The sequence below is a fragment of the Bartonella sp. AP57NXGY genome (genome assembly GCF_042195805.1).
GTDB lineage: Bacteria > Pseudomonadota > Alphaproteobacteria > Rhizobiales > Rhizobiaceae > Bartonella.
In genome coordinates, this window is the sequence record NZ_JBHIOZ010000080.1 from 1 (window position 1) to 5,790 (window position 5,790).

At 40.8% G+C, this 5,790-nt stretch carries 1 protein-coding gene; it reads right to left on the reverse strand.

What is annotated here, in order from left to right:
* Positions 1-5,774: hypothetical protein (locus ACFIL8_RS07185; RefSeq protein ID WP_375689267.1), on the reverse strand; the 5,774-nt coding region annotated here is incomplete at its 3' end.
* Positions 5,775-5,790 lie beyond the last annotated feature (16 nt).

The window sequence follows — 5,790 nt, forward strand, 5'->3', positions numbered from 1 at the left end:
AGCCGATCAGTGACTTGCTGATCACTCGGATCACGAGGATTTAAACGTGCATTGAGATGAATTACAGCATTACCCTGCGCCGCATAAACAGTTCCTTTCCCATTTCCAATATGGAGAGTCTGATATTTGCCTTCAGATTCCGAAGGTGCAAAATCAATAGCACTATTTACAAGACTTACAAAAGAAATGCATGAATCCACACATCCTGAATCTAGAGTTCCCAAATTCCTCTGTGCACTTCTTTTTAGAATCCACTGTGAACTATTAGCCAAGTCTAATTTTGCATAAGAATTTTTATCAACGCGAACACCGCCTGTAACAATAGAACTGTCAACTGAAACCGATATGTTCGAATCATTCTCGGCTTTTAATAACAAGTCACCAGCAAGGGTTGTTTTATTTTCTAATGAAACACGACCACCAGAATTATTACCATAGATAGCTATACCATTTGCAACTTCAAAATCAGTTTTTTTCAACGAAACTGTCCCTGTTATGCCTATAGGCGTTTTTTCCTGTTTGGACACAGTACTCCGCTTAACAACATTTGTTTTCTCAGTTGTTAAATCCTGACTTCGATTTTGTTGACTCGTTTCCTTCTGTGTTCCCCCATCAAAATATATACCGTAGACTCCGTCACCTTCCACTTTAACAGCAGAAGACTCGATATTTACGTGATTCATAGTAGGACGAACGTCAGAGGATCTCCTTCTCCTAGAAGAACCCGTCTCAACCACATTATCACCAGACTTTATAATCCACAAAGCATGAGCATCAGTAACAACATTTCCGTTCTTAAAATCAACAGAAGCATTATCACTCACCAGAAAAGCTGCACGTCCAAATTTCTCTGTAGAATTGGATTTTCCTGCTTCCTTTTTCGCAGTAATATTAACTTTGTTTAATCTTACACGTCCCCTAGCTTCTGATCTCACAGCCACTCCATTTGTCAGCATAATCGTTCCAGAGTCCATAGTTACCTCACCAGCCTGACTCGCCAGACCAGCCACAGCTAAATCCCCCGTTACGTTAATTTTTGTATCCTTTAAATTAACAGATGATCCAGAACTCGCCAAAGCGCCCACATAATAAGCATTAACTGTTCCATTATTCATCTTAACCTTCCCGCCATTTTGGGCTTCAAGCCCAATCACAGAAGAGGTAATTGTTGATTTATTATCCAAAACAACTTCCGCCCCCTCTTCTGCAAGCACAGCACTCACGGCATATATTTCATTAAAATCAACATTATTTTTGCTATCAGAAAAATCCGCACCACTAATTGTGGCTCCCTCTAACTTAATAACCGTATCCTGATTTTTTGCATGCATAGGATGTTGAGTTTTATCACTTACCTTCAATGTAACGTTTGCCACTGTACGTGTTTGGCCATCACTGCATAAATAAGGAGTTCGCAAATCCTCTCCACCATTATTCTGTATAGCACCACATGTAGAAGAAACCGTTTCCTTAGAAGAAACATCTCCATTACCAGCATGATCACCAAGCATAAGAACACGCCCAACAGCTCTAGAAGATACAGCAGATGTCTCAGAAACCATAGGAGCAGAAGCATTCATAGCAGAAGCTGCATTAGAAGATATGACAGCTATCTCAGAAACCACAGAAGTAGAAGGCTGCATAGCAGAAGCTCCATTGGAAGATATAACAGGTATCTCAGAAACCACAGACGTAGAAGGCTGCGTAGCAGAAGCTCCTTTAGAAGATATGACAGCTATCTCAGAAACCACAGAAGTAGAAGGCTGCATAGCAGAAGCTCCATTGGAAGATATAACAGGTATCTCAGAAACCACAGACGTAGAAGGCTGCGTAGCAGAAGCTACTTTAGAAGATATAGCAGATATCTCAGAAACCACAGGAGTAGAAGGCTGCGTAGCAGAATCTCCTTTAGAAGATATAACAGCTATCTCAGAAACCACAGGAGCAGAAGCCTTCATAGCAGCCTTCATAGCAGCAGCTGATTTTATAGGTGATGGCCTCTTAGATACAATATGATCCCCAGGTGTTACAAAAATTTCATCGGCAGATATTACAGGCCCTCTACCCGTATCAGACCTCCCACTTAAATTAACTCTTGGAGGTACTAAAGGTGCCAAATTTCTGGATAAAGAAGGAGTAACAGATGACGAAGATGGAGTAACAGGTAAAAAAGTATGCACTACAGCCTCAGATGTTTCAGATTCCGTAAAATCTTCGTCATCATCATCTTCATAAAATTCGTCAGATGTTTCAGATCTCAAAAGTGAATTGCCTTGAACAGAGACTACAGATGCAGATTCCCCAGATACAGGAGGAGTTATGGATTCACTATTTACTTCACCAGCACCAGTGTCAGCATTAGTATTTATTGCAGTTTCAGTAGAAGCATCAGTAGAAGCAACTGCAACAAGTGGCTTAGCCTTAAAAATAGGTTGAAAATTAGCAGTAGCAGTATAAGCAGAAACGAGAGGTATAAAATATTCATTTTCTAAACGAAAATCCCAAACACTTCTACTATTTTTAAGTAATGTCTTATCAAAATACTGCATTTTCGGAGGAATAGTTGGACCATAAGCACGAAGAACATACTTATAAGGTAACCCTTCTCGTGTAATATAATCACCTTTCAGCTTAAAAGAATCCCTCTCTGCATTTCCAAAAACCTGAATAATTGAAATGCTATGAGGTGTATCCTGACTTTGTGATATACCATCAGAAGTATCATTCACAACTACCATTGTTTTTCCAGAAACATCACCATGAATCAACAATCTGTCAGATATTTGAGAATTTTCTGTATTGCTAGGCATCAAATTTGCATTGAAGTAAATTGTAACACCAGAAGCGGCAGGAGCACCAGAAGCGGCAGAAGCACCAGAAGCGGCAGAAGCAGCACTATAAACTGTTCCATTCCCATTTCCTATGCGAAGAGTTCGATACTCAATATCTTTATTAGATGTATTTTCATTTTTCAAAGAAGTAAAAAATCTAACATTACTATCTACAAGATTCATAGACGAAAGACATGAATCTACACAACCCGTATTTGAATTTTCCAAACTATTATGCAGTTTCTTTGTTAAATACCACTCTGATCCCCCAGATAGAAAAAGCCTAGCTTGAGATTTTTTATCAACGTGAGCTCCCCCCATGACGACAGAGTCTTCAACAAAAACCGACAAATGCGACCCCTCTTCAGCTTTCAACACTAAATCACCCGAAAGAGTTGAGTCATCTTTTACAACGACGTACCCATCCAAACTGTTACCATAAATGACCACACCATCAGGAACTCTGAAAACCGTATTTTTCAAAAGAACTGCACGTAAACTATCTCCATCATCTTTTATTCCGCCCTCTCCCAGATTTTGACCTACATTTTGACCACTTTCTTGTCTCACTCTCGTTTGATCATTTTTTCTCCTCACATTCGAAGGTATATCACCAAAAAATACACCATAAGACTTACCTTCCACTTTAACGGTTGAATTTTGAATATCAGAAACTATTAAGTTGACAACCCTAGAGTTTGGATCTGGTTTAGACGCCACCACTGCAGAATCTCCAGCGCCAGCTCCAGATGGTGCACTAGTACTTCTAGAATCTGCACCGCTTCCTAAAAAATTCTCTATAGGGAATAAAGCCTCAAAATACGTGGAACTAATATTATTAAGGACAGCGCCATCTCTAGTTTCAATAGAGATGACCTCACCAATGAAAGAATCACTATCAGCCTTAGAACCCTGTTGCGTATCATCGCCATCCTCACTCTCCGCTCCTACTCTATTAGAAGCTACAGAGATATTATTCTTAAAGCTATCACTTACCAACAATGCAACAGTATTAGGAGCTCTAAGTTTTCCATTTTTAAAGGAAATAGTACCTCCAAGTGACAATAAACCTATATTCGTCTCCGAAGTACCAACTTCTGTAGTTTTTGGTTCCTCAGCAACATTGATAACCGTCCCGTCTAGTAGAACAGTCCCCTCTTTTGTAGAGATAACTCCTATTCCACCCTCTTTCACGGTAATTGCTCCAGACCTCATCTCGATAACGGATGGACCCAAACTAACTAAACCGATTCTTTTAACATTAATATCTACATTCTCTAAAACAATCCACCCATTATCACTAGCAAGAGCACCTATATACGCATCTCTGATTCCTCCCCCCACCATCGTGATCTTTCCAGTCTCTTCAGTCCGAAGCCCAATAAAAAAACCCTGAATATTTGAGTTTTTCAAATTAACCTCTGCATTCATATGTGAAGCAGAATCTCCGACATATACACCAACATAAAGCGGATCATGAGTATATAAACTATCTATGTTCTCTATACCTACTTTATAATCCTGTATACCCACTGCAGATAAACTTTCAGAAAGTTCTTTCCCAATATTCATACTTTCAATGGATACTTCGTCCAAATTAACAACTACTTTCCCATCATCAAGAGGAGATTCCACATTTACAGCGCTCTCACCTTGATCCGCTATAATAGCCCCCCCTATTAGAGTATATACTCCGGACTGATCACAGGAAATAGATCCATATATTCGCTGATCACCATTGAGTAAATCAGCCAATCCTTTACCTGCCTCCACAGAATCTATAATTTCTAGAGCCCCAACACCATCACCAACTGGTATAGATACACTCACACCAGGCACCATAGCACCTGATGTATCGGGTGGTAAAGAATTCAATACAGGACTCGATATACCTGGCATACCAACAAGACCATCTGCACTCGCTTTTTGTACTCTTAGCGCCTCTTCCCCCACTGGAAAATATGTTTCGCTTAAACTATCTTTTCGCGGAATATTAAATAATCGCCAAACATCCACATTTCTTGGAACATCTAGTAATCTAACTAACTCTCCACCTACTCCACTTGGCACACCTGCACGCCCCGCACGTGCTTTCTTCCCACTTGCTATTGCTGTTTTTGCTTCTTTTGCTTCCACATTTTCTGCTCTTGTTGCTCTTGCTCTCCTAGTAGTTACACCGCCTGTACCTGGAACACCTGGCATATCACTCAAAGCATCATTTGGCATAGTACCTGGACCAACACCTGGAATAGCAGGCAGGTTCGTTGTATCTGCCCCACTCGAAACACCTAATATAGTCTTTGGTCTTTGTTGACTTACAGTGTTTAATCCTCCTCCTGCTATATTACCTGATAATAAAGTATCTTGTACAAGAGCTAATGAGCCACCAAAGCCAGCTGGTACACCTGCTTGCGGCACATTTGCTACTGTTCCTATCCCAGTAGATAAAACGCCTGAACCTGGGAGCCCTGGCACACCACCCACACCATCTGGAATATCACCCAAAATACCTAGCACTGCACCTGCACCACTCGCAACACCAGGTACTGCACCTGCACCACTCGCAACACGAACACTACTACCTGCAACATTCCGTATCATGCCAGGAACAAAAACATTATTCTTTCTAGAATGACAAGCACTAATAGGTCGAATATGATTTAAAACAGGCACAATCTGAGCCTGAGCCTGAGCCTGAGGCTGAGGCTGAGGCTGAGCAGGACCACTATTAACAGCATTATCGACTCTAGGTTCTGCTCTTTCAGACCCCCCCACTCCTCCGGGTGGTGTTATAGCCCCTGTGCTCGATCCTCCAATTAAAGAGGTAAATGATGATAATGATGGCAATGAAACTGAAGGAAGGTATGATGAGAACCAACCATTCCCCATAGAAACATCTACACCTTGTAAAAAGAAGAAAGCACTTGTTGTCAGTGCGTACAAACGTGTACGCTTTTTA